The sequence below is a fragment of the Candidatus Hinthialibacter antarcticus genome (genome assembly GCA_030765645.1).
GTDB lineage: Bacteria > Hinthialibacterota > Hinthialibacteria > Hinthialibacterales > Hinthialibacteraceae > Hinthialibacter > Hinthialibacter antarcticus.
This window is the reverse complement of sequence record JAVCCE010000060.1, coordinates 28,591-50,231: the sequence shown is the minus strand read 5'-3', so window position 1 is coordinate 50,231 and position 21,641 is coordinate 28,591. Positions and strand designations below refer to the sequence as shown.

At 49.6% G+C, this 21,641-nt stretch carries 17 protein-coding genes and 1 tRNA gene; 14 read left to right on the top strand and 4 right to left on the bottom strand.

The genetic code is table 11. From position 1 onward, the window contains the following. Window positions 1–320 precede the first annotated feature (320 nt). On the top strand, window positions 321–1,655 hold the full coding sequence (locus P9L94_14965) for a Gfo/Idh/MocA family oxidoreductase (protein ID MDP8245383.1): 1,335 nt from the start codon (window positions 321–323) through the stop codon (window positions 1,653–1,655). 157 nt (window positions 1,656–1,812) lie between these two features. After that, window positions 1,813–2,037 carry a hypothetical protein gene (locus P9L94_14960; GenBank protein ID MDP8245382.1) on the top strand — a complete coding sequence of 75 codons (225 nt, stop codon included), beginning with the start codon at window positions 1,813–1,815 and terminating at the stop codon, window positions 2,035–2,037. Here the strand turns inward: P9L94_14960 and P9L94_14955 are convergent, their stop codons facing one another. Beyond that, window positions 2,038–2,640 (bottom strand): hypothetical protein, encoded by a 603-nt coding sequence (locus P9L94_14955; GenBank protein ID MDP8245381.1) that lies wholly within the window; start codon window positions 2,638–2,640, stop codon window positions 2,038–2,040. An 86-nt stretch (window positions 2,641–2,726) separates the two neighbouring features. Further along, window positions 2,727–4,115, bottom strand: a complete 1,389-nt coding sequence (locus tag P9L94_14950; protein ID MDP8245380.1) for an MBL fold metallo-hydrolase — start codon at window positions 4,113–4,115, stop codon at window positions 2,727–2,729. 163 nt (window positions 4,116–4,278) lie between these two features. Here P9L94_14950 and P9L94_14945 point away from each other — a divergent pair, with 163 nt between their 5' ends. The 10 genes from P9L94_14945 to P9L94_14900 all read left to right on the top strand — a co-directional run bounded on the left by P9L94_14945 (window position 4,279) and on the right by P9L94_14900 (window position 18,212). After that, window positions 4,279–5,655 carry a Gfo/Idh/MocA family oxidoreductase gene (locus P9L94_14945; GenBank protein MDP8245379.1) on the top strand — a complete coding sequence of 459 codons (1,377 nt, stop codon included), beginning with the start codon at window positions 4,279–4,281 and terminating at the stop codon, window positions 5,653–5,655. A 174-nt stretch (window positions 5,656–5,829) separates the two neighbouring features. Next, on the top strand, window positions 5,830–6,969 hold the full coding sequence (locus tag P9L94_14940) for a DNA-binding transcriptional regulator (GenBank protein ID MDP8245378.1): 1,140 nt from the start codon (window positions 5,830–5,832) through the stop codon (window positions 6,967–6,969). Window positions 6,970–7,618: 649 nt separating this feature from the next. Then, window positions 7,619–8,191: a prepilin-type N-terminal cleavage/methylation domain-containing protein gene (locus P9L94_14935; protein ID MDP8245377.1), complete on the top strand. Its 573-nt coding sequence runs from the start codon at window positions 7,619–7,621 to the stop codon at window positions 8,189–8,191. Between the two features lie 149 nt (window positions 8,192–8,340). Continuing rightward, window positions 8,341–10,602: a glycoside hydrolase family 2 TIM barrel-domain containing protein gene (locus P9L94_14930; protein ID MDP8245376.1), complete on the top strand. Its 2,262-nt coding sequence runs from the start codon at window positions 8,341–8,343 to the stop codon at window positions 10,600–10,602. Between the two features lie 49 nt (window positions 10,603–10,651). Further along, the gene (locus tag P9L94_14925) at window positions 10,652–11,776 is read left to right on the top strand and encodes an aldose epimerase family protein (GenBank protein ID MDP8245375.1); all 1,125 of its coding nucleotides are present in this window, start codon (window positions 10,652–10,654) and stop codon (window positions 11,774–11,776) included. Between the two features lie 37 nt (window positions 11,777–11,813). Then, window positions 11,814–12,803, top strand: coding sequence for a UDP-glucose 4-epimerase GalE (gene galE / locus P9L94_14920; GenBank protein MDP8245374.1), 990 nt, complete (start codon window positions 11,814–11,816; stop codon window positions 12,801–12,803). 10 nt (window positions 12,804–12,813) lie between these two features. After that, window positions 12,814–13,869, top strand: a complete 1,056-nt coding sequence (locus tag P9L94_14915; GenBank protein ID MDP8245373.1) for a UDP-glucose--hexose-1-phosphate uridylyltransferase — start codon at window positions 12,814–12,816, stop codon at window positions 13,867–13,869. A gap of 29 nt (window positions 13,870–13,898) precedes the next feature. Then, window positions 13,899–14,780, top strand: a complete 882-nt coding sequence (locus tag P9L94_14910; protein MDP8245372.1) for a TIM barrel protein — start codon at window positions 13,899–13,901, stop codon at window positions 14,778–14,780. A gap of 352 nt (window positions 14,781–15,132) precedes the next feature. Next, on the top strand, window positions 15,133–16,305 hold the full coding sequence (locus tag P9L94_14905; GenBank protein ID MDP8245371.1) for a fasciclin domain-containing protein: 1,173 nt from the start codon (window positions 15,133–15,135) through the stop codon (window positions 16,303–16,305). Window positions 16,306–17,147: 842 nt separating this feature from the next. Then, a complete protein-coding gene (locus P9L94_14900; protein ID MDP8245370.1) occupies window positions 17,148–18,212 on the top strand; it encodes a hypothetical protein in 1,065 nt (354 codons plus the stop codon). 284 nt (window positions 18,213–18,496) lie between these two features. On the opposite strand, the gene P9L94_14895 is transcribed toward P9L94_14900, so the two are convergent. Both P9L94_14895 and P9L94_14890 read right to left on the bottom strand, forming a co-directional pair. Continuing rightward, window positions 18,497–18,570 (bottom strand) — tRNA-Gly (locus P9L94_14895). A 97-nt stretch (window positions 18,571–18,667) separates the two neighbouring features. Further along, complete coding sequence (locus P9L94_14890; protein MDP8245369.1) at window positions 18,668–19,339, bottom strand: site-2 protease family protein; 672 nt, start codon at window positions 19,337–19,339, stop codon at window positions 18,668–18,670. A gap of 156 nt (window positions 19,340–19,495) precedes the next feature. Between P9L94_14890 and P9L94_14885 the strand changes: the two genes are divergently transcribed. Further along, entirely contained in the window at window positions 19,496–20,482 is a 987-nt protein-coding gene (locus P9L94_14885) for an ROK family protein (GenBank protein ID MDP8245368.1), read from the top strand. Between the two features lie 9 nt (window positions 20,483–20,491). Continuing rightward, window positions 20,492–21,613, top strand: a complete 1,122-nt coding sequence (gene queG, locus P9L94_14880) for a tRNA epoxyqueuosine(34) reductase QueG (protein MDP8245367.1) — start codon at window positions 20,492–20,494, stop codon at window positions 21,611–21,613. Window positions 21,614–21,641 lie beyond the last annotated feature (28 nt).

Here is a 21,641-nt window from a genome sequence, read left to right as displayed (position 1 = left end):
CACAGGCGCTTCCAGAGTTGCATCCATGCCTGATTTGATTTGTCAATTTTTGACAGGCCGGAACACGTTTTCCGAAACAAAATTATGGCTATCCATAAATACTAGGTACTCAATTACCGGATGAATTGAAGTTATAAAATGAAAACTGGTGCGCCTCTGTTCCCAGAGGCAACCAGGACGTAATTTCATTGCTCTACATTCGCATCACAAAAATAATCGGTAATCAAAATTCAACGCGTCGGCGAGTTTTTTCGCATCCCTATATTTCCCCGGCAATGATTGGGTAAGATAAATCATCCATCATTTCTTGGGGAACTATCATGTTATCTAAATATCACACCCGTCGTTCGTTTCTTCGCCAGAGTTCAATCGCCGCGTTGACCGCCGCCGCGCCGATGGTTGTGCCGTCCACCGTGTTAGGACGCAACGGCGCCACCGCGCCCAGCGACCAGATCACCCTTGGCGTGATTGGAACCGGCGACCACGGCGTTAACCGCAACATTAAGCGCTTTCTACCTGAGCCGGACTGCCGCATTCTGGCGGTGTGCGACGTTGACCGCTCGCGTCGGCTCGCAGCGAAGGCTTTGATCGAAACCCGTTATGCAGAAATGAAAGAACGCGGCGCCTACAACGGCTGCGACGACTACAACGACTTTCGCGAAATCTTAGAGCGAACCGACATCGACGCCGTGATGAACGCCACCCCTGACCATTGGCACGTCATCCCTTCCATCATGGCGGCGCGAGCGGGCAAAGACGTCATGTGCGAAAAGCCGCTGTCGCTCACGGTGATCGAAGGCCGCCTGCTTGCAGACGCGATGAAGAAATACCAGCGCGTATTTCAGACCGCAACCGAAAACCGTTCTGACGTGAATTACCACCGCTTATGTACGCTCGTACGCAACGGACGAATTGGAAAACTAAAAGAGATTCGCGTCGGCCTGCCCGGCAAACCCGGCATCAACAAGGCAAGTATGGAGATCAAAGATCCCCCTGAAGGCTTTGATTACGATATGTGGCTGGGACAAGCGCCGGTGCGTCCCTACAGCGAAGCGCGCTGTCATTGGAACTTCCGTTGGATCATGGAGTATTCCGGCGGGCAGTTGACCGACTGGGGCGCCCACATGATTGACCTGGCGCAGTGGGGCCACGGAACCGAGCAGACCGGCCCGGTCGAGATTGAAGGCAAAGGCAAGTTCCCCAACGAGGGGCTATATGATGTCGCCCATGATTTTATCATAAACTATACATTCGCCGACGGCGTCAAACTCATCGTCGAATCGAAAAACCCCTATCTCAAATTCATTGGGAGCGACGGCTGGATTGGCAACGACGGCTGGCGGGCAGAGCTCGAAGCCAGTTCACAAGCAATTTTGGATGAACCAATCAGCAAAATGGAAACGCAGTTGTATACCTGCCCCGAAGGCGAGCAGCGCAATTTCCTCGATTGCGTCAAGTCGCGCAAAGAATGCTACGCGCCTGCGGAAACCGGGCACCGCACCATCACAATCGCCCACATCGGCCATATTGCCATGTTATTAAAACGTAAATTGCGATGGGACCCGGAGAAAGAAGAATTTATCGGAGATACGCCCGCCAACTGGCTGTTGTCGCGCCCCATGCGCGAACCGTGGACATTGGCAGGCTTATCCTAATTCAATAGAATTGAGCCTATTACGAGACTTCTCCTGATTTATTTGGGAGAAGTCTCTTGCATTACACTTGCTAATCACACTGAAACCCACATCATACATCATCGTTTGTAAGAGACTCCTGCGCATTTAAGGCGCATTGCTATATTGAGGGAAATTGATGAAACTGCAAAAGCGATATTCGTTTCATCCCATATTGATGCGTGAGTTAAATATCCTACCCGTGCATTGGTGGTTTAAACGAAAACTTGAAGACTTGAACACCCGTCCCTATTACCGTGTTCGTCAAGTAGGAAAAATTTGGCCTGCGCCCGTATATACAGATCGAGGTTGGATCGCGCTCGCCTCGCGCAACAACGAACAACCAGCGCCAGCGGGCGATTGATTATTCGAATAGCAGGTCTGTCGACGAATCGCCCTTTTCTACGCTAATATCGTCCATCATTTCACGGAGACAATTTTCACAAACGCCGTGAATAAGTTCAACATGGAGTTCATCTTTGAGAAACCCTTCAAACTTACTCCAGGTTTCATCGTCTGTCCTCAGTTGATTGCAAACGCCGCACATGGGTAGAATTTCACTCAGCCGACGGACTTTATCTAATGTCTGTTCGAGTTTGGCTGCAATTTCTTCTTTTTCATCTTTCAAAATGCGCTGCGTTCGCGCGTTTCGAAAGATCATTTCCTGCGCCATTAATACTCCGATCAAAACAATCGCAGCCGTACGAACAGCGCCAACCGCATCAGTCATAAGCGCAAAATCGGTTAATCCAATCGTAAGCATAACCAGCGCCGTACTGAAGAAATAAACTTTGCGAGAAAAATGAAATGAAGGATACAAGAGAGCGGGAACAAACAAAGCCTGCAACTCATCGTAATAGGCCAATTCAACAAATTGATCAAACACAAAACTCACAAAAAAATAAACGACGCATATCACTGCAAACACAGTAATGAACCGCGTCTCTTGTTTAGAAAATTCAATCATTGCCGTGCTTTTAATCAATGAAACGGGCTCCACATCTCAGGCGTTTAATACAGAATACTTTTGTTTATATCATTTACAGTCTCTGCTCATACATCCACATACTCACCCCGTTCTGGAACATGAACATGAGAGAAGCCGTTCTGTAGCAACCGCTCCGCCATCGCCTTGCTCTGTTCCGGCTCGCCGTGAACGAGGTACAAATTCTTCACAGTCTCTTTGGAGGCGTTTGCAAACCGGTCCAGTCCATGCCGGTCAGCATGGCCGCTATATGCATTGATAACGCGCACTTCTGCTTCGAGATTATGTTCAAGGCCAAAAATACGCACTGTGGAACGGCGCTCGAGAATTTTTCGGCCTAACGTATTTTTCGCCTGAAACCCGACGATCAAAATCATATTGTTCGGGTCGCCGATGTTGTTGCGCAGGTGATGGAGGATGCGCCCGGCTTCGCACATGCCGGATGCGGACAAAATAATCATCGGCCCGTCAACGTCATTCAGCGCCTGTGATGATTCTTTGCTGCGCGACATTTCTAAATTGGGAAAATCGAACGGGTCTTCCCGCATGTTAAATAACGAGAGAATTTCTTCATCAAAACACTCTGGATGCAAGCGGAAAATTTCCGTCACTCTGATCGCGAGCGGACTATCAATAAATATAGGAATCGGCTCAATTCGTTTCTCTTTGAGCAACTTACGCAGACAATAAATGATCTCTTGCGTACGCTCTAACGCAAAACTTGGAATAATCAATTTACCCTTGCGGGCCTGTATGTCGTTGACTGCTTTCGCGAGTTGATCGTCCGCCGTTTCAATCGCCTCATGCTCGCGATTGCCGTAGGTGCTTTCCAGCAACATGATATCGGCGTCGTTCACATAGACCGGGTCTTTTAAGATAGGTTTCATACGTCGCCCGATGTCGCCGCTATAGACCAAGCGTTGCTTCTTGCCGTCTTCGACGATATCCAACACGGTCACGGCGGAACCAAGAACATGGCCGGCGTCAAAGAATGTCAACGTCACGCCGTCGCATAAATGAAACGGGCGTTCGTAATTGATGCCCACAAATTGCTTGAGGCATTTATCGACATCCGCATACCCGTAGATCGGCGTAATATAATCATCAGGGGTTTGCGCGATTTTTTTGTTATAAAACTCGGCGTCTTTTTCTTGAATATGGGCGCTGTCCATCAACATGACAGCGCAAAGGTCGCGCGTCGCCAGCGTACAAATAATGTCGCCTTCATAGCCCCGGCTGAGCAAGGGGATGTTTCCACTATGGTCGATATGCGCGTGCGACAATACCATGCAATCAATATTTTGTTGCGAAAACGGGAGATTGCGGTTGAGTTGATTGCTCTCATCGCGGCGGCCTTGGAAAAACCCGCAGTCGAGAAGGATGCGTTTGCCGTTCACTTCGATCAGATGCATCGAGCCCGTTACGCCGCCAGCCGCGCCCATAAAGTGAATTCGCATAGTGATCTCCCTATTTTTTATTGTAGATACTCTATGAATACTAAATCGAAAGCCTGGTTCAAATCAAGCGAACCAAGCGCAAAACAATCGCCCGATTGCTTGACAGCATCCACCATCTTGTTTTATAACGGACGATAACTTACTCATACATCCGGGGGAAATCATGAAATCTCATTTTAATCGCCGCCAATTTCTTCTTACATCCGCCGCCGCTGCGGCATCGGCTGGATGCGCAACCAATCGAACCCGTACGACCACGCTGGCAAAAAGCCACTACTCCTCGCCAATGGAAAAATTGAACATTGCATGCGTTGGCATCGGCGGAAAAGGCTCAAGCGACGTTGATACCTGCAATAGCCAAAACATCGTTGCGCTATGCGACGTCGACTGGCGGAGTGGAGGCGGGACCTTCAACCGCTATTCGGATGCGAAACGCTTCAAAGACTTTCGTAAGATGCTTGACGATTGCCCCGAAATCGACGCCGTTACGATTTCGATCCCCGATCACATGCACGCACGCGTCGCGATGGAATGTATGCAGCGCGGCAAACACGTCTATGTACAAAAACCACTGACCCATACCGTTTTTGAAGCGCGGCTGCTGCGCGAAACCGCCGCAAAATATGGCGTTGCGACGCAAATGGGTAACCAAGGCGCCGCAACCGCTCAGCACCGCGAAGTTGCCGAAATGATCTGGAGCGGCTTAATCGGACAAGTACACGAAGTTCATTCCTGGACCGACCGCTCTATTGGCTGGTGGCCTCAAGGCGTCCCCAACGCACTGCCCGAACAAGACATTCCCGAAACACTTGATTGGGACCTTTGGTTAGGAACCGCGCCCTACCGTCCCTATAACTCAGGATACTGTCCCTTCAAATGGCGCGGCTGGTGGGATTACGGCTGCGGCGCCTTGGGCGACATCGCCTGCCATAACCTCAGCCCGGTCGTCAAAGCGCTTCAGTTGGAATATCCAACCAGCGTCAAGTGCATCCATCAAAAAGATGCGAACAGCCAAACTTATCCAACAGAAGCGATTATTGAATATCAATTCCCCAAACGCGGGAGTTTTGATGCGACGTCCTTAACCTGGTACGACGGAAAATTGAAACCGAAAACCCCAAAAGGCTTCTCAGAAGACTTGAACCTTACGAGTGAATCGACCAGCACCATGTTCGTCGGAGAAAAAGGCGTCATCGTCATGAAAGGCAGCGAGGGCAACGTGTTGGCGGTGAACGGCGAAATTGTGAAAGATTACAAAAAGCCGAGTAAAATCATTCCGCGCATCCCCGTTATCGGCGATGGCGAGACTGACCGTATGCACAAAGAAGACTGGATTTTGTCATGCAAAACCGGTTCAAAAGCGAGTTCAAACTTCAACCACGCCGGCCCGCTAACCGAGTGGGTGGTGATGGGCAATATTTCACTGCGATTCCCGTTTGAAACGCTAAATTGGGACGGCCCCAACATGCGCTTTACCAATAAAAAAGAAGCCAACCAGTTTGTGACCAAAGAATACCGCAAAGGCTGGGAAGTCGCTTAAGCATTCATTCCAGTACCCATTGAATTTCAATCAGGCCGGTGAATCTCTCACCGGCCTTTTTCGTCTGACTTTTATTAAATAGACAATCGAACAAATTGATTGATCTCGAACAAAAATGCGATATAATCGTAATACAAAAAAATAATCACCATTTCACGAATGCGCGTCGCCAAAATGCGAACAGTCGTTCTGCCCATAGAAAGTTCACGCTCATCGGGGCGCGCCTTGTTACGCGGCATCGCGAAATATTCGCGGCTTCATGGGCCGTGGACGTTTTATTGGGAACCCGGCGGACTTGACGAAGTGCTTCCCCGTTTGAAAAACCTGAATACTGACGGCATCATCATGCGCGACTCGGAATTGGTTCAGGAAGTCATCGAGTTAGGAATTCCGCTGATTGTCGTCGGACACCATTTCAAAAAAGTCGAAGGCGTGACCAACATCATCTCCGACTCGAAAGCCATCGGGCGCATGGCGGCGGAACACATACTCAAAAGCGGACTGAAACATTTCGCCTATTGCGGCTTCGACGACAAACCGTGGTCCGTCGAGCGGAGCGAGAGTTTCAGTGCGCAAATTTCAAACGCCGGTTATAAAACCTCGATCTATAAACCGCCATCAAATCCATTGACGCTCACCTGGGAGAAAGAACAAGACTTCCTGGTGAAATGGATAAAGAAGCTCCCCACGCCCGTTGGACTGATGTGTTGTAACGACGACCGCAGCCAGCAAGCGCTTCAAGCCAGCAAATTAGCGGGAATGAAAGTCCCCGATGAACTCGCCATCATCGGCGCCGACAATGATGAATTGATCTGTGAATTGTCCGACCCGCCGTTGTCTAGCGTCTCTGTGAATTTTGAACGCGCAGGCTATGAAGGCGCCGCCGTCCTCGATCAACTCATGGACGGTAAAGATGATGAAAACCGTGACATTATGATTCATGCGTCGCATGTCGTACCTCGGCTTTCAACCGACATTACCGCAATTGATGATGCAGACGTTTCGAAGGCCGTACGGTTTATTCGGCTTCATGCGACCGACAACATTTGCGTGAGCGACGTTGTAGAGGTTGTTACGCTATCACGAAGGGTTTTAGAAAAACGATTTCGCGACCAATTGGGAACCACCCTCCTACAAGAGATACGCCGCGTTCGTACTGATAAGATTGCTCAGATGTTGATTGAAACCAATCTGTCCGTCTCTCAGATTGCTTTGTCGCTCAGTTTCAATGGAAACGAACACATTTCGCGCTACTTTCAACGTGAAAAAAACATGAGTCTATTAAAATACCGTAAAACATACGGCGTTAAATAGTCGATGTCATTGACTTAAGGGGTGGCAAGGGCAAGGCGTCGCGAAGCGACGGCAGCCCTTGAGATATTGCTTGAATGTATCGCTTTGTTTGTGCTGTTTTGAAATCCCCCCCTGGCGCTTTCAGCGTAAAAAGGGGGGCTAGAAGTCTTAAGTCAATGACATTGGTTAAATAACCCCCATAATTCCCCATTTCATCGCTGTGACAGCGGTTACAAAACACTCTCCAACTCTCTCAATTCAGTGGTTCGAAAAATGGCGATTTTTTTTCGCAAATTGGTGATCCATTTTATCACATCCGCATAAACTAGTACCAAGTTAACTGATGTTTTGTTTATTGAATGTAGGGGAGTAGGTCATTCACACTTTATTTTGCCCCATTAATTATTTGGGATAAATGTAAGTTTCCTCCGCATGTCAAAAAACAAACCAGAAAACGAAGTATCACTACGAAAATCTCCAACCAATTCAGATGATGGCGACTTGGGACGGGAATTTATTTCTCGTCCATTTTTTTGTCTACACCACAATGATTGTTTGCTGGAAGTGATATTGGATAGCAATATTTGAATTGACAAACCTCCACCCATTTCGTATAACACAAATGCTAATAATATATATTTGAACACATATCCGATCAAAAGGATTTTCCATGAGGACCAAGGCATTCACCTTAATTGAGTTACTCATCGTCGTTGCCATTATTGGAATTCTCGCCGCGATCGCCGTTCCGAATTTCTTGAACGCGCAAATCCGCGCAAAAGTTGCCCGCGTTGAAAGCGATATCCGCACAATCGACACTGCCGTGCGAATGTATATGATGGACCAGAATTTTTATCCGGTGCGCGGCGGACTCATGCACGAACGCTATATCCCGCTGACGACGCCTATCTCTTATATGTCCAGCATCCCGCTTGATCCCTTTAATGAACGTCCGACCGACACCAGTGACGGCCCCAAAGACGGCAGCAATACGCAAGGCAACTATGATTACTGGACGCGCTATTGGGCCAACGGCAATGACCGGGGCGGCAGCTATTGGGCGCAAAAAACCGCGTTCCCCGCAAACAAATATGAATATCAATTTCGCGGTTTCGGTCCGACGAAGAAATGGATCGGCAATCTCGTCTATCCACAAGGCCATCCACTTGCAGGCCAATATATCAGTTATGACGCAACCAACGGCCTTCTGAGCGACGGCAACATTGTTCGCTATGGGCCGTAATTCATACATCGCTATATTTGTAACGCTTCAAAACTGATGTTGCGTTATCAAACCTATATTGACCACAATTCGGGCGGAGGCGGAGTTTGCTTTCCGCCCGAATTTGCGGTACCTTGTTAATGAATTTGTCATCCTGAAAGGAACACAGCATGTTGACGCGCGTATTTAATCCTTTTTTTATTTGTCTTACGGTTTTCTGCATCACCCTGACAACTTACGGCGAAATTCCCCGCCCCGAACACCCGTTTCCCCAGATGGTCCGCTCTGAATGGCTCAACTTGAACGGCGTGTGGGATTATGCAGAAACCAATGATTCATCGGATGAGTCGTTTCTTGCGTTAAAAGAGTTTCCCGAAGAAATCACAGTTCCATTCTGCCGCGAAAGTTCCTTGTCTGGAATTCAGCGTACGGACTTCATGAAAAACGCCTGGTATCGCCGGACGTTCGAGGTCCCATCAAACTGGAAGACAGAGCGCGTCTTGATTCACCTTGAAGCCTGCGACTGGATTTCTCGCGTGTGGGTCAATGGCCTCTTTGTCGGCAAAAATGAAGGCGGATATTCCCGCTTTACGTTTGACATCACCGACCATTTGCAAGACGGCGAAAACACGATCATCGTTCATGCCTTCGACGACAGCGCGGGCGGGTTGCAACCCTTAGGCAAGCAATCCATTCGCGAAAAAAGTTTCGCAATTTTCTATACGCGCACGACGGGCATCTGGCAGACGGTCTGGTTAGAAGGCGTTGGAGAAAGTTTCATCGAAGACGTCCGTATGACGCCCGACCCTGACAATAGCCGTATTCTCTTACAACCGGAAATCGACGGCCCGGCGGACGGCCTTACCCTTCACGCCGTCGCATTAGCGAACGGCAAGAAAGTCGGTTCGGTCAAATGCGACGCGGTCATGCGCAACAACTACTTGACCCTCGACTTGAGCGACAAACATCTGTGGTCTGTCGATGATCCATTTTTGTATGACCTGAAACTCACCCTTTCACTCGGCGACAAAGTGATTGACCAAGTCGATAGTTATTTTGGTTTACGCAAAGTCGATATCGAAGGCGCCGCGATTTTAATTAATGACAAGCCCGTCTTTCAGCGATTGGTACTCGACCAGAGTTTCTTCCCGGACGGCATCTGGACCGCCCCGACCGATGAAGCGCTGAAAAACGATATCGTCTTGTCAAAATCCGTCGGCTTCAACGGCGCCCGCTTACACCAGAAAGTATTTGAACCGCGCTTTCTCTATTGGGCCGACAAGTTAGGCTATCTGGTTTGGGGCGAGTTCCCCAGTTACGGCGCCGACTACGGCAACCCCATTGTGAACCGTCCGTGGATCAACGAGTGGGTCAACATCGTCCGCCGCGACCGCAACCATCCGTCGGTCATCGGCTGGTGCCCCTTTAATGAAACGCCAGCGGATGCAGGCGAGTTGCAAAACACCGTCCATGAACTGACCAAGATCATTGATCCGACCCGCCCATTAATCGACACCAGCGGCTGGGTGCATAGCCTTCCCGACCCCGAAGTGATGGATGCGCACGATTACAATCAGAATGCGGAAGAGCTAGCGAGCAAATGGGACAATTATTTTAACAGTGCGCCCATGCCTTCGCGCTACGGCTCCGGCTCAAAAAAAGGCATTCCGTTTTTCATTAGTGAATTCGGCGGCATTGGCTGGTTCCCCCATACCACCGAAGAGTCATGGGGCTACGGCAATCAACCCAAGACGCTGGATGAATTCTACGCGCGCTTCAAAGGCTTAGTCGATGCGCAATTAGACAACCCCAACTTCTTCGGTTATTGCTATACGCAATTGACTGACATTGAACAAGAGAAAAACGGCATATTCTTCTATGACCGTACGCCGAAATTCGACGCCGCCAAGTTACACGCGATTCAAACTCGTACGGCAGCGTATGAGAAAAACCCGCCCTTGAAAGTCAAAAAACAAGCGACAACTTACAACCTGCTTTTGGGCGCCGCGCCTGACGGCAACGCCAACAAACCGTGGCAATATACGACCCAACAACCCGGCGATGAGTGGATGAACGTCCAATTCGATGACAACAGTTGGAAAACCGGCAAAGGCGGCTTCGGCGGCGAGGGCGATTCGCATGTCAATACGGAATGGAATACAAAAGACATTTGGCTGCGCCGCGAATTTCAATACGACGGCAAAGCGTTTCGCTCCGCGCTGCTCGTCACTCATTACGACAACGAAACCCATGTCTACGTCAATGGAAAGTTAGTTTGGCATCGCGGCCACTGGAACGACGATTACGCCGGTTTTGATATCACCGAAGCGCTTAAGAGCGCGTTGAAAAAAGGCGCGAACACCATCGCGGTCCATTGCCACCAAGATGAAGGCGGCCAGTTTATCGACGCGGCAATCATTACCGCAAAGTAGCCATTGAAATTTAATCCAGGAATCAATTTGATATGAATAGGAGAGGAACATGTTTCGACGCTTATCCACACTCTTACTTGGAGCAGTCATCGTGACCGCATTGACAGCAAGCGCAAGCAACGTCAGCAAAGAACCATTCGGTAAAACGCCCGACGGCAAACGTGTTGACATCTATACGCTGAATAATGAAAACGGCGTGTCTGTACGCATCATGACCTACGGCGCGACGGTGGTTTCGCTCAACGTCCCCGACAAAAACGGCAAGCTGGGCGATGTGGTTCTCGGCTTTGATAATCTTGACGACTATATTTCTGACAGCCCCTATTTTGGCTGCGTCGTAGGCCGCGTCGGCAACCGCATCGTGCGCGGCAAGTTTCACCTCGACGGCGAAACCTACACGCTGGCGATCAACAACGACCTGAACCATCTGCACGGCGGGCTGAAAGGCTTTGACAAGCAAGTTTGGAAAGCCAAAGTTCTCAGCAAATCAGACGAACCCAGCATTAAGTTTTCCTACAAAAGCGCCGACGGCGAAGAAGGCTACCCTGGCGTTTTGAAATGCTCCGTCACCTATACGCTGACGAAAGAAAACGGCATTCGGTTGGATTACGTCGCTGAATCAAACGCACCCACGCCGAAAAATATCACCAACCATTCCTACTTCAATCTCGCGGGCCAAGGCAACGGCGATATCCTCAGCCATGAACTAACGCTGCAAGCGCCCTGGGCCACGCCGGTGGATGAGACATTGATCCCCACAGGTGAAATCACCAGCGTCAAAGGCACCCCGTTTGATTTCACCACGCCGCACGCCATCGGCGAACGAATCGGCGCTGATGATGAGCAGATCAAATTCGGCGGCGGCTACGACCACAATTTCGTTTTCAATCATCCATACGGCGTGTTATCTATTGTCGGAACCGTCTACGAACCCAAGTCAGGCCGTGAGATGAAAATCTTCACCACCGAACCCGGCGTTCAGTTTTATTCCGGCAATTTTCTGGATGGAACCCTGACGGGAAAAGATGGCAAGGTATATAACCATCGCTACGGCTTCTGTCTGGAGACGCAGCATTTTCCCGACTCGCCCAACCAGCCGCAGTTTCCATCAACGATTTTGAAACCGGGCGAGACCTATACATCAACGACGATTTATCAGTTTTCTACGCGGTAATTGATTGCGTCATGTTCAGACGCAAGGAGCCAATTGAATGAGCAATACAGAAACAATACTGGTCGTCGGCGGCGCTGGCTATATTGGCAGCGTCGCCTCGGCTTTGTTGGCTGAACACGGCCATCGAGTCATCGTGTTCGACAACCTCGAAAAAGGCCATCGCCAGGCCGTGCATGAATCTGCGGGTTTGGTCGTCGCTGATCTGCGCGACAAGGATGCAGTAAAAGCCGTGTTTGACGACAACGCTATCGACGCCGTCATGCACTTCGGCGCCTACAGTCTGGTGGGCGAATCAATGACCCAGCCGGACAAATACTTTCACAATAACACCGAAGGCGGGCGCGTCTTGATTGACCAGATGCGCGACCACGATGTCAAGCGCATTGTGTTTTCATCTACCGCCGCAGTGTATGGCAATCCCGAAGACGAACCCATTCAAGAAGACAGCCGGACGATTCCGATTAACCCGTACGGGCGCTCCAAACTGGCGTTTGAATATATCCTGAAAAGTTATGAAGAAGCCTACGGCATTCATTACGCCGTGCTGCGCTACTTTAACGCCGCTGGCGCCACCCAAACCATCGGAGAAGACCACGATCCCGAAACGCATATCATCCCGCTGACATTACAGGTCGCCTTAGGACAACGCGAGCATATTTCAATTTTCGGGGCCGACTACGATACGCCGGACGGAACATGCGTCCGTGATTACATACACGTCAGCGATCTCGCCGAAGCGCACCGACTAGCGTTAGAGTTTATTCGCAATGAGAGCATCACTTGCAACCTGGGCAATGGACAGGGCTTCTCAGTTCGTGAAGTGATTGAAGCCTGCCGCGTGGTTTCTGAGCATCCGATCCCGGCAATTGAAGCGCCCCGCCGCCCCGGCGACCCTGATCGGCTTACCGCCTCCGCCCAGCGCGCGAAAGAGCGCCTGGGATGGACGCCGCAGATTACCGACTTGCGCGACATCGTCGCCAGCGCCTGGAACTGGCACAAGAAAAACCCAAACGGATACGATTCATAAAGGATACGACGTGACTGATTTTGACCCGAACGACCACCCACACCGCCGTTGGAACCCGCTATTGCAAGAATGGGTGTTGGCCTCGCCTCATCGCGCCAAACGGCCCTGGGTGGGGCAAGTCGAGAAGACGCCGCCCGACTCGCGGCCTGAGTACGACTCCGGCTGTTACCTCTGCCCCGGCAACGAACGGGCGGGCGGACATCAGAATTCGAAATACGACACTACGTTTGTATTTGATAACGACTTCTCCGCCCTGCTTCCCGATACGCCTCACGAGCCGGAACAGAAACATTGCAACGCTCTGGTGCGTGAGCAGCCCGAAACAGGCGTCTGCCGCGTCATCTGCTTTTCGCCTCAGCATAATCTGACTCTTGCCGAAATGGACGCCGAATCCATCCAGACTGTTATCAACGTCTGGCGCAAGCAGTTTGCTGAAATCGGTGCGCGGTCTGACATCTCCTGCGTCACGATTTTTGAAAATAAAGGCGCCATCATGGGATGCAGCAACCCGCATCCCCACGGACAAATCTGGGCCAACCGCAGCGTCCCCACCATGCAGGCGAAAGAGGCCAAGACTCAGGCGTCCTATTACAAAAAACATGGAACCACCATGTTAATTGATTACCTCAATTGGGAACTCGAACAAGACAAACGCATCGTCTGCCACAATGATTCGTTCGCTGCGTTGGTTCCCCATTGGGCGGTTTGGCCGTTTGAAGCGATGATATTGCCCAAACGCGCCGTACGAAATATCTTAGAATTGCATGATGAAGAAATCGCCGATTGGGCGGCAATCATGCAGGCGCTGTTGGTTCGTTACGACAACTTATTCGAAGTTTCGTTTCCCTATTCGATGGGGATCCACCAAGCGCCGACGGACGGCGAATCACATCGCGGGGTGGTGTTGCATCAGCACTTCTTCCCACCCCTATTGCGCTCCGCAACGGTGAAAAAATTCCAGGTGGGTTACGAACTGTCGAGCGAGCCTCAGCGAGACATCACAGCCGAACAAGCCGCCGACCGCTTACGCTCGCTTTCAGAAACGCATTACAAAAATCAAGTTTGATTTCATCTGAATTAATTGAGGAGAGTGTCATGAAAAAAGAATCAATATTGCAGCGACGGGGAATTCTAAAGAGCCTGCTGGCAGGTTCTGCCTTTGCGTTTATTTCAGGACGCAGCGACAAAAGCGAAGCGGCGTCGGCGAAATTAAAAGGCCGCATCAAACAATGCGTCTGCCGAGGCTTTTGGGGCAAATATCCGTGGGACGAGTTTTTGCCCACCGTCAAACAAATGGGAATCATCGGCATCGACCTCGTCGGCCAAGGCGACTGGGCCAAGTTAAAAGAACACGGAATGATTTCGAGCATGTCGCCAGGCGCTGGTTCCATTAAAAACGGATTGAACAATCCTGACATGCACGAGAAATATATGGAAACGCTGAAAAAAAACTTGCAAGCTTCCGCCGATAACGGCTGGCCGAACGTCATCGTCATGGCGGGCGACCGCGCCGGGATCAGCGATGAAGAAGGAATGGATAACTGCTATAAATTTTTGATGGAAGGCAAGAAAGTTGCCGAAGACCTCGGCGTCACCATGTGTATGGAATTGTTAAACAGCAAAGTCGACCACCCCGGTTATATGTGCGACCACACCGCTTGGGGCGTTGAATTATGTAAGCGCGTCGACTCGCCGCGTTTCAAATTATTGTACGACATTTATCACATGCAAATCATGGAAGGCGACCTCATCCGCACCATTCGCGAAAACATTGACTACATCGCCCATTTCCATACAGCGGGCAATCCGGGCCGCAAGGACATGGATAATTTCCAAGAACTCAATTACGTCGGCATCATGGAAGCCATCGCCAAATTAACGGAAGAAGGCAAATTCAATGGCTTCGTCGCGCACGAGTTCGGCGCCAAACATAAGTTTGATTCCCTACGCCGCGCCGTAGAAATCTGCGACGTGTAATTCATCCCAAAAACGCGAATCATCAAAGGCGGTGGAGAAATCCACCGCCTTTTTTAATGAAATCCGGTACATTTACACACAGATAATTCCCCTCTACCCCAGAACAAACTCTATTAGAAAGAACGTTTTATCATTCTTTTTTAAATAGAAGTATTGCACACCACTATTTTTTTTGATATTTTATGGTTTTATTTTTTGGCATAACCTGTATCGCCACCATACAATGAACGTTATAACATTCATTTACTAATTGAATGAAATCATAAAATTCAGGCAGGAGGTTAAGCAGGTAGACAAATCGCAACGTAATTTGATGTCCTTAAAACCATATAAAACTAAAGAGGAGACTATTATGATTCGTACTATCGCACCCGTTTTGTCCCTGATTGTAATGTTGTCTGTATCACCGTTTGTCGCCGTCGCGGCGCATCACGCCAAAGCCGATATTGTTGACACTGCCGTGTCAGCGGGTTCATTCAACACGCTGGTTGCCGCAGTCAAAGCCGCTGGCTTGGTTGATACGTTGAAGGGCGAAGGACCATTTACCGTTTTCGCACCGACGGATGACGCTTTTGCCAAATTACCTGAAGGCACGCTTGATTCTCTTTTAAAGCCGGAAAATAAAGAAAAACTCATTGCGATCCTGACCTATCACGTCGTAGCCGGGAAAGTCATGGCCAAAGACGTAGTTAAATTGAACGGCGCTGAAACAGTCAACGGGCAACGCGCCAGCATCGTAATTGATGACAAGACCGTCATGGTAGACAACGCCAAAGTCATTAAGACTGATATCAAAACAAGCAACGGCGTTATCCACGTCATTGATTCAGTGATCTTGCCATCAGACAAGACGATTGTTGAAACCGCCGCTGGTGCAGGCTCGTTCAATACACTGATTGCTGCCGCCAAAGCAGCGGGCCTGGCGGGCGTATTGTCTGGCGACGGACCATTTACTGTCTTTGCCCCAACTGATGACGCCTTCGCGAAATTGCCTGCAGGTACTGTAGAAGCATTGTTGAAGCCGGAAAACAAAACGCAACTTCAAAAAATACTGAAACTCCATGTTGTTGAAAGTCGCGCTTTTTCAGAGACAGTACTTAAGACAGAGAAATTTGATTCACTTGCAGGTTTATCACTGAAGCCGACGTTGAAAGACGGCAAGGCGTTTGTGAACGGCGTTCAGATTGCCAAGACCGACATCAACGCAAGTAACGGCGTGATTCATGTCATTGATTCAGTCATCTTGCCGAAGGAAGAAGTCTCAAGCGCGCACGAAGCGCGTGAGATGATCCGTACTGCAATTAATCACGGCGCGCCGATGTACAATCACGGCAACTCGGCGGGTTGCGCAGCGATGTATACAATGGCAGCCAAAGCCATTACCAGCAGCGACGCTGTATGCAGCACGGTCAAAGCGCCATTGATGACGGCCCTCGCAAATATGGAGAAAGCCCATGGCTCAAGCGACCAAGCCTGGATCATGCGCCGCGGCCTAGACGAAGCCTACGAAAAACTGTCGATCTAGATTAGAAAAAATAGAAACAAAAAGGCGGTGGAGAAATCCACCGCCGCAATTTTATGAATTAGATTCAATCGAATTCTATTCTGCGTATTCCTTTCGCATATCGGCGCTTATCGGTGGTCAACCAGACTCGCAGTGTTCCAAAATTTGGACCAGCTATTTTTTCCCGTTTAGCCAACGAATCTATCACAGATTTTTATGATGTCCAATTTTTCAAGAAAGAAAATGCTTATATCTCTGAAGATCGTCTGCTCAGATCGTTGGGATATTTGACGCCGAACGAATTCGCTGCGATTTCGGAACAACTAAAAACTGGTTCTTCCGTTAATTGGATACTTTTTAATACATTGAATTGAGATTTCGCTGCATGTGGCATGGGTACACCTCTGCTCGCGTCAGTGCGGGCTTTCAGGCTCTTATGCACAGGCGCTCCCAGAGTTACACCCACGCCTGAATTGGTTTGTCAATTATTGATACGCCGGGATATGTTTTCGGAATCAAAATCATGACCATCCATCAATGTAGGTACTCACTTACCGGATGAATTTAAAAACGATCACTTCAACTGGCACGAAAAAACGAGGCCAGACACACAATTTTAAAAAAAAACGATTATTTTATAGACGCATACAAAATTTTCCCGTATAATCCAATTAATTCTACAAAGATAAAAAAGAAGAAGATTAAAACGATACCTATTTGATAAATATAACTTTAAAACAATTTATTCTGAAGAAATGATCAATTCATGCAAATAATCGAATCCGACTTAATTCGACCAACGGCTGACTTCACTTCATTCTAATATCGTTTATCAGGGGAAATAAAAAAAGGGAGAAATAATAATGACCAGTAAAATTTTATGGACAATGATTGCCATCACCGCATTGATGGTTTTGCCATCACACGCGATTGAAGGAGTAAGCGACGGCTTTTCAGTCTGGACTACGAATTTTGATTCTTATAGCGCTGAGGAAGGCTATCCAATTGTTGAGTGGGTTTATGATGGCGCCAATGAGTATTGGGACGGCGCCGAACAATACTTAACCGTTCCCTATTTTCAGACTGAAACTCACGACGGAAATGTTTATGATATGGCGTTTGACATGATTGAGATAAACGGCGAATTGAGCGCCATCATCGCCGTATCGAAAGGGACCGGGCACTTTCCCAGCCAAGGGACGGAATTTCAACACCGAAAACTGAACGCCAACGGTGAATGGGAACCAGTACAGGAACCGATTTTCAAGACTCCAGCAGACGTGAGTCCGCTTGGAGTTGATATCTATAAAGTCGGCGACGAAATTCATATTGTGTGGGTTGAAGACAACGATGCGGCTGGTCCCAAAAGCATGAAGTGTGAAATCTATGACCAGGTTCTCACGCTCTCAACAGACGGGACGCTGACAACGACTGGAGAGCCGACGCTCATTTATACCAGCACACTCAATTGGAGCGCATCCTACCCAAGTGACGGCGGCGTCAATGGCGTCGCTGCATGTGATTATGACGGCGACAACGATATTGATTACGTCATGATTCAAATGTTTTATGGAGACAGTCCAGATAAATCGGGAATACACTTGATTGAACAAACCAGCCCCGGCGTATGGTCAGACTTGCAAGAATTGATTATAACGGTTCCAGGCGGCGGCTCTGAAGCGCTTACTTGCGCCGACATAGACGGCGATGACGATTTAGATTTTTTGAAAACCAATGAAGACGGTGGGGCATGGAGCCAAATTTATTGGTATGAAAAATCAGGAGACGAAGTCAGCCTGGTTGGAATGCTAATCGACTGCAATTATGAAGGCAGCGTCTATGAAATCCCAGTTGGTCATATATTCGGCGTATACGCAGGCGAGCCGACAACATCTGTCAGCAGCCTTTCTTCATGGCCCTTGTACTAAAAGATACGCTTGAAATTATCGAATTGAAACGCCCTGCCATTGTATCCGGCAGGGCGTTTTTGATAAGACAAATTTGCATTAGACTGCTCCAGATAATCGAGCGGAGACTTCCCCAGATTAATAAATAACTTTTTTTTAACTGTATATTTTTAAGGATATTATAAAATTGAGGATTTCTGTCACCAAACAGAAAAAAGTCTCAAATTTTTAAAAAAGGGTTCCAGAGAGGGTTCCTAGGGCAGGTTTAGTTAACAGATAAACAATCAGAAGTGAAGTGAAATCAAAGCGGGAGACGGGGGTCGAACCCGCAACCCTCAGCTTGGAAGGCTGATGCTCTAGCCAATTGAGCTACTCCCGCAGAGGAAACTTCGTATGTAGGATACTTCTACTGCTTAATCTACCGACTGACATTATCTAGCCCGCCCGCGCTTCGTCAAGCCGTCGAGTCTCTCCAGCTAAAATGGCAGCAAAAAATTGATGATGGGTTGAGCTGTAAGCATAAAATACGGCGTGAGAACAGGGTACACCGCGAAATTAATCAGCAACAATCCCATTAACATTCCGGTTCCATATTGCCGCAGATTCTCTACCGTCCGGGCTTGCTCGAAGGGCAGCAAACCGACCAGGATTTTTTCTCCATCCAAAGGAAAAATTGGAATCAGATTAAAGAACGCCAATCCAACATTTAATATGACGCCGAATTGAAAAACCATACTACAGGCAATCAAGATATTCGTCCCGCCAGGCAATTGATAGAGCGTACTATATACCGGGGCGAAGAAAATCACTTGAAGCAAAATGGCAAATAGGATTGCCTGAATGAAATTGCTGGCCGGCCCCGCCCAGGCGATCCACATTCCGTCGCGGCGCTCATCTTGAAGATTATAGGGGTTGTAGGGAACCGGCTTTCCCCAACCGATGGGGGCAAACATGACGCACAAGAAACCAATCGGGTCAAAATGGGCGACAGGGTTCGGCGTCACTCGTCCCATAGAAGCGGCAGTATTGTCTCCGCAGCGTTGCGCCATCCAGGCGTGCGCCATTTCGTGAATCGAGATGGCCATGATGATAATGAACACCCAGGCGACAGCGGCCGCCGGGCCGGACTGCGTTAAAACTGATATCATGTATCCCTCTTGTATGTAAGCGCTGGCGAACGGTAGACGAGCGCTTGATATGAAGCGCAGCACTGCAAAATATGCGCCTGCGCGTATACATTATATCCCGTATTTTTAAAATCGCGCCCCAACGGGCTCAACATACATCAATGGAGTTATGCCGCTATGTCCCGCATTGCAATTGGTATTGATTTGGGCGGAACCGACATCAAAGCCGGTTTGGTCGACGAATCGGGAAAATTGATCGCACAGTATAAAAAATCAACGCAAGCCCAATCCGGCGGTAAAGCCGTGGTTGGACGTATCGGCGATTTGATTCAGGAAATATTAGACTCCGACGCCATGAAGGGCCGCAAAGATGATCTGGTTGGCGTTGGCATGGGCAGCCCCGGATTGATCGACCACGAGAACGGCGCCATCACCCGTCCGGTAAATATTCCCGATTGGAATTATTGGATCAGCGTTCGCGACGCGTTTCAAGAACGATTCGGCCTGATGACCTGGGTTGATAATGACGCCAATGTCGCAGCATTAGGCGAAGCGTTGTTTGGTCCTGGGCAAGGCAAGAGCGTTGTAATGGCATTGACGCTGGGCACAGGCGTCGGCGGCGGCATCATCAGCAACGGTGAAGTCTTTCACGGCGCACGCGGTTTCGCGGGCGAACTGGGACACATCATGGTTGACCCGTCCGGCCCGGTATGCGGCTGCGGAAACGAAGGCTGCCTTGAAACCTACGCCTCCGCGACCGCGATTGCGCGCTATGCCAATGAGCGCATTCGCGTTGACCACATTCCTAGCATCATGAAAGATATGGCAAAACAAAATGGCGGCGAAGTGACTGCCAAGATGGTCAACGACGCCGCGCTGCAAGGCGATGAGGTCGCATTGGGCGTGTGCGCCCACGCAGGCCGTGGACTCGGCATCGGCCTCAGTACGCTCATCGTCTCGTTTAACCCCGAAATCATTTGTATCGGCGGCGGCGCGTCAAACATGGGCGACCTGTTGTTCGACCACGCCCGCAACGAAATCAAAAAGCGCGTCTTTTTCTATTCGCATTTCGACGCCCTCATCGTACAAGCCCAGTTGGGTGAAGAAGCCGGGACCATCGGCGCCGCTGGACTTGCATTACAAAAAAGCGCAATAGCCGCGTAAGAGAATTCAATGGATAACGCCGCGATCAAAGCCCGCGCCATACAACTGGGTTTTGATCGCGTTGGCGTTGCCCCTCCCTCGCCAAACACGCTCCATCATTATCGCGAATGGCTGGCAAATAACTTCCACGGCGAGATGGAATACATGGCCAGCCGCGAACCGCTGCGCAGCGCCCCCAATCAACTGCTTGAGAACATCCAAAGCGTCATCGTCGTTGCGAAGCGATACAAGACAGTAGAATTCAACGCGCTGAATAAAACTCCGTCTGGAATTATCGCGCGTTACGCTTGGGGCGATGATTACCATGATGTGTTGCGCCCCAAGCTGAACGAATTGTCCGATTGGCTCCAACACGAAACCAACGGCGTCAATCAAGCGCGCGCGTTCGTCGACAGCGGACCGGTATTAGAGCGCGACTATGCCGCGCAGGCAGGCATCGGCTGGTTTGGGAAACACACCAACATCCTCAGCCGGGAGATGGGCAATTGGTTTTTCCTTGGCGTGGTACTAACCACACTCAAACTCGATTTTGACGCACCCGTCAAAGCGCACTGCGGAACGTGTACCAGTTGCCTCGATCGTTGCCCGACGAACGCGTTCGTTTCACCCTACTCGCTTGATGCGCGGCGATGTATTTCGTATTTAACAATCGAATTGAAAGGGCCGATTCCACGCGACCTCCGCCCGCTGATGGGCAATCGCATATTCGGCTGCGATGACTGTCTGCAAGCCTGTCCCTGGAACCGCTTCGCACAACCAGTTGATGTCAGTGAATTCCACCCCCGGCTTGGATTGAATCCAGCGGATTTAATTGAATTGATGAAACTGGATGACGCTACGTTCCGCCAACGATTTAAGGGAAGCCCGATTCTGCGGACAAAGCGACGAGGGCTCTTGCGTAATATCGCGGTCGCTTTAGGAAACAGCGGCGACGCGCGAGCAATCCCCGCGCTCGCCAACGCGCTTAGCGACCCGGAACCGCTGATTCGAAGCCATGCCGCCTGGGCGCTGGGACGGCTTGGCGGGAAAAACGCCATTCAGGCGATACAAAGCCATCAGCAGAAAGAATCTGATAAATATGTGTTAGATGAATTACAATTTTCTTTGAGTAATTTTCAAAATAGATTGTGATATAATTAAACAGAAAAACCTGTATCTC

What these genes read in the sequence shown, in the direction of transcription:
- P9L94_14965 (MDP8245383.1), top strand. Translation starts at nt 321, where the DNA reads ATGTTATCTAAATATCACACCCGTCGTTCGTTTCTTCGCCAGAGTTCA.
- P9L94_14960 (MDP8245382.1), top strand. Translation starts at nt 1,813, where the DNA reads ATGAAACTGCAAAAGCGATATTCGTTTCATCCCATATTGATGCGTGAG.
- P9L94_14955 (MDP8245381.1), bottom strand. Translation starts at nt 2,640, where the DNA reads ATGATTGAATTTTCTAAACAAGAGACGCGGTTCATTACTGTGTTTGCA.
- P9L94_14950 (MDP8245380.1), bottom strand. Translation starts at nt 4,115, where the DNA reads ATGCGAATTCACTTTATGGGCGCGGCTGGCGGCGTAACGGGCTCGATG.
- P9L94_14945 (MDP8245379.1), top strand. Translation starts at nt 4,279, where the DNA reads ATGAAATCTCATTTTAATCGCCGCCAATTTCTTCTTACATCCGCCGCC.
- P9L94_14940 (MDP8245378.1), top strand. Translation starts at nt 5,830, where the DNA reads ATGCGAACAGTCGTTCTGCCCATAGAAAGTTCACGCTCATCGGGGCGC.
- P9L94_14935 (MDP8245377.1), top strand. Translation starts at nt 7,619, where the DNA reads ATGAGGACCAAGGCATTCACCTTAATTGAGTTACTCATCGTCGTTGCC.
- P9L94_14930 (MDP8245376.1), top strand. Translation starts at nt 8,341, where the DNA reads ATGTTGACGCGCGTATTTAATCCTTTTTTTATTTGTCTTACGGTTTTC.
- P9L94_14925 (MDP8245375.1), top strand. Translation starts at nt 10,652, where the DNA reads ATGTTTCGACGCTTATCCACACTCTTACTTGGAGCAGTCATCGTGACC.
- galE (MDP8245374.1), top strand. Translation starts at nt 11,814, where the DNA reads ATGAGCAATACAGAAACAATACTGGTCGTCGGCGGCGCTGGCTATATT.
- P9L94_14910 (MDP8245372.1), top strand. Translation starts at nt 13,899, where the DNA reads ATGAAAAAAGAATCAATATTGCAGCGACGGGGAATTCTAAAGAGCCTG.
- P9L94_14905 (MDP8245371.1), top strand. Translation starts at nt 15,133, where the DNA reads ATGATTCGTACTATCGCACCCGTTTTGTCCCTGATTGTAATGTTGTCT.
- P9L94_14900 (MDP8245370.1), top strand. Translation starts at nt 17,148, where the DNA reads ATGACCAGTAAAATTTTATGGACAATGATTGCCATCACCGCATTGATG.
- P9L94_14890 (MDP8245369.1), bottom strand. Translation starts at nt 19,339, where the DNA reads ATGATATCAGTTTTAACGCAGTCCGGCCCGGCGGCCGCTGTCGCCTGG.
- P9L94_14885 (MDP8245368.1), top strand. Translation starts at nt 19,496, where the DNA reads ATGTCCCGCATTGCAATTGGTATTGATTTGGGCGGAACCGACATCAAA.
- queG (MDP8245367.1), top strand. Translation starts at nt 20,492, where the DNA reads ATGGATAACGCCGCGATCAAAGCCCGCGCCATACAACTGGGTTTTGAT.